Origin of the sequence: Rhizobium sp. PDO1-076, assembly GCF_000247475.1 — a bacterium.
GTDB lineage: Bacteria > Pseudomonadota > Alphaproteobacteria > Rhizobiales > Rhizobiaceae > Allorhizobium.
The window spans coordinates 1-3,058 of record NZ_AHZC01000192.1; the positions used below are offsets into that span (position 1 = coordinate 1).

Annotated in this window: 4 protein-coding genes; all 4 read left to right on the forward strand. The window is 53.1% G+C overall.

Annotation, left to right across the window (positions count from 1 at the left end; genetic code table 11):
* Positions 1-120: 120 nt before the first annotated feature.
* Genes PDO_RS11990 through sctS form a run of 4 tightly spaced genes read left to right on the forward strand, consistent with a single transcriptional unit; the run spans position 121 to position 2,921 of the window.
* A complete protein-coding gene (locus tag PDO_RS11990) occupies positions 121-894 on the forward strand; it encodes a hypothetical protein (RefSeq protein WP_009109831.1) in 774 nt (257 codons plus the stop codon).
* The gene (locus PDO_RS11995; protein WP_037073700.1) at positions 891-1,991 is read left to right on the forward strand and encodes a FliM/FliN family flagellar motor switch protein; all 1,101 of its coding nucleotides are present in this window, start codon (positions 891-893) and stop codon (positions 1,989-1,991) included. Before PDO_RS11990 ends, PDO_RS11995 begins: the two co-directional genes overlap by 4 nt.
* Positions 1,992-1,999: 8 nt before the next feature.
* Entirely contained in the window at positions 2,000-2,638 is a 639-nt protein-coding gene (sctR, locus tag PDO_RS12000; RefSeq protein ID WP_141649895.1) for a type III secretion system export apparatus subunit SctR, read from the forward strand.
* A 13-nt stretch (positions 2,639-2,651) separates the two neighbouring features.
* Positions 2,652-2,921 carry a type III secretion system export apparatus subunit SctS gene (gene sctS / locus PDO_RS12005; protein ID WP_009109837.1) on the forward strand — a complete coding sequence of 90 codons (270 nt, stop codon included), beginning with the start codon at positions 2,652-2,654 and terminating at the stop codon, positions 2,919-2,921.
* Positions 2,922-3,058: the final 137 nt, after the last annotated feature.

Below are 3,058 nucleotides of genomic sequence, written 5' to 3' on the forward strand. Positions count from 1 at the left end.
TTCCCGGGAAAAGTTCGATACGGTGTCCGAGTCCCTCGTTCAGGAGAGGGAGGCACTGGTCGTACAAGCGGAAGAAGTCGAGGCAGAGGAATTGTTTGTCAAAGGGAGGCCGCTGTTCGCATGACAAAAATCATCCCGATGGTCGCGGAGCACCAGGTGAGAATGTGCAATATGCCGGCTGAAGCACTTCCTCATCGGCAATTGCGTTTTTTGAGTTCTGAGCAAAATGCCTTAGCCAAGGATGCGAAAGGTTCATCCGGCGAGCAAGAGCATGCATTGGCCAAGCGGAAAGGAACCGAATTGCCACTGGCCTGTCAGCTCTCTCAGTTCGAACTGCTGCTTCACAAAGCAGATAAAGAACTTCGCCTGAAGTACGAGGAGAACGATATCAATACCGAATATGGCGCTGTCCAGATACTATTTGATAGCAGTGCGGTGGTAGATTTGCCGGCGACGCCGCATCTGCCCAATGACAACAAGCAAGCTGAGCTTGAAGCGCGGATTGAGCGAATCTTTGCGGACGTGACGCTTCGCGTCAATGCGGCCATTCGACCGTTTCACGCGATTGCGTCGGGTCCCGTGACAATCACCGTTCCGATAGATGGCGGGGATAACGGTCTGAACCGGATCGAGGTTACGCTCGTCGAGAGCATAGTGACCATAAAGCTGTGTCTGCCTGAGTTCTCGATCAACGGTGGTGCCAGCGAACAGCTGGTTGCTGCAACGAGTCAACTCGGCCAATTGTTGCTATCCCATCTACCGGGTCGGCGTATAAAGATTGTTCAATCTGCAGACACGCCTAACGACGGAAATGATGGGGAAGCCGTAGCGGCGGCCAGTTCAGGAGAAAGGCATTCCATATTCTCGTTTTCGTCGGGGCCTGAGCGCCAATGATAATTGAAACATGGTCAGCCGACCAATTTCGGCTTAGTGCTAAAAACATTGCGCTTTGGAATGCAGCGATGTCGTATGGCGGCCGCCTGTTACCAATTGGCGAGGGCGACACGGAGTTGTCGTTCATGCCTATACCGGTCCGCACCAAGACGGATGGCATGCGAAAGCTGTACCTGGACAATTGCGAAGTTGCACTTGTCGGGATAGAGGCGTTTCCGTTTGGGTCTGTTTTTGGTGTCGCCCTGGAGATTTCCGATTTGGAGGGAATGCCATCGGAGCTCGCCGATGCGTTGCGTGTTGGCATGGTGATGGCGGTGTTGTCCGATCTGCCGGATAATCTTTCGGCGCGGATCAGTTTGGTGGCAGACGGCGGAGCGGATGTAGGTCTTTTGAGTCCGAAACTTCCCGGGCTCCAGTGGTTCTCGTGCTCCCTGAGTGGGCTTGCCGAGGAACCCATCATCTTCACTTTCGCTGCCGAACCCGACGTGATTTGTGCCGAATTGTCCAAATCCGGGCCGCTTGTCGGGCGGATCAATTCTGCCGTCGACCACCTTGTCACTGTGCCTGCGCAGCGTATCATTGGAACTGCAAGTCTCTCTCTGGCAGAGTTGCACGGGCTTGCGCCTGGCGATTGCATGTTGTTTACGGCGTCGAGTTCCGAAGACCAGCTCGCGGTCCTCGTAAAACACCTTGTCTATATTTTTTCCATGGGCGACGCGGGTTCGACCTGTGCGCGCGTGCTTCCTTTTGACCGCCTTCTCATGAAGGAACCCCTGGACTCATTGATAGCGGAGGATAGCGCCTTGACATCATTGGACGAACAATATGAGGGGAACTTGCAGAATGTTAACCCCGAATCGCTTGAAGTTTCCGTGGCGTTTTGCCTCGGATCCACAAGTCTTCCCATTTGTGAACTGCAAGATTGGCAACCGGGGAGTGTCGTGACGTTGCCAGACAATCTCAGTGTCAACGATGTGCTCGTTGCGGTGCAGGTTAACGGGCGCACAGTGGCGCAGGGAGATCTGGTTCGGATCGAAGACCGACTGGCCGTGCGGCTCAACCGGGTACTGCTCGACCCGCCTAACCGAATTGGATGAATGGTGCCATGGACCCACTCAGCCTCATACTGACACTGACTGCCGCTTCACTTGTCCCCTTCCTTGCAATCGTTGCGACATCGTTTATCAAGATTTCGGTGGTCCTACTGCTTGTACGAAATGCTCTCGGTGTACAGCAGATCCCGCCAAACATGGCATTGAACGCACTCGCTATCATCCTCACGGGTTATGTAATGGCGCCGGTGTTCATCCAAACCTACACAATCTTGCAGGAGGGTAGCTACGCCTTTGACAACCTCGATGGGTTGAAAGAGGCATACAATGCCGCAAAAGACCCGCTGCTTGAATTTTTGAACAAGCATGCTGACACAAGAGAGCGGACCTTTTTCCTTAAGGCAACGGCTGAGCTCTGGCCAAAGGAGCTTGCCAGCCAGGTTGATGAGAACAGCATCGCCGTAATGCTCCCGGCCTTCACTGTCAGCCAACTGCGTGAAGCATTCGAAATCGGTTTCCTCCTATATTTGCCATTTATTGCTATTGACCTCATCATCTCTAACATCCTGCTTGCGATGGGGATGATGATGGTGTCTCCCCTGACCATTTCTCTCCCGTTCAAACTGTTCTTATTTGTCATGATCGATGGGTGGTCACGCCTAATCCTTGGCTTGATAAGAACGTACACATAGTAGCAGGTTCCCCATGGCTCCCTCAGACGCCCTTCATGTTTTGTCAGAAACATTGATGCTTGTATTGCTGCTTTCTATGCCTCCGATTGTAGCCGCCTCACTTATCGGGCTCGTGGTGAGCCTGCTTCAAGCTCTGACCCAGATCCAGGAACAGACCATACCTTTTGCGGTCAAACTGATTGTGGTGGCATTTGCTATTGCCGCAACCGGTCGCTTCATGGGACATGAACTCTTCGATTTTACCATCACGCTCTTCGACACGTTTCCGCAAGTGACACGGTGATCCAAAATGCAAGAGGTCTTCGCCACGTTTAAGGCCTACGATCGGTTAGTCATCGCGCTTGTGATCTCCTTGCCGCGCATCTATGCATTCATCGCGATGGCAGGGTTCATGAATCCCTCCTCTATGCCTCGGCTAGC

Bases quoted from the DNA above. Each gene is read 5' to 3' on its own strand.
- sctR (WP_141649895.1), top strand. From the start codon at position 2,000: ATGGACCCACTCAGCCTCATACTGACACTGACTGCCGCTTCACTTGTC.
- PDO_RS11990 (WP_009109831.1), top strand. From the start codon at position 121: ATGACAAAAATCATCCCGATGGTCGCGGAGCACCAGGTGAGAATGTGC.
- PDO_RS11995 (WP_037073700.1), top strand. From the start codon at position 891: ATGATAATTGAAACATGGTCAGCCGACCAATTTCGGCTTAGTGCTAAA.
- sctS (WP_009109837.1), top strand. From the start codon at position 2,652: ATGGCTCCCTCAGACGCCCTTCATGTTTTGTCAGAAACATTGATGCTT.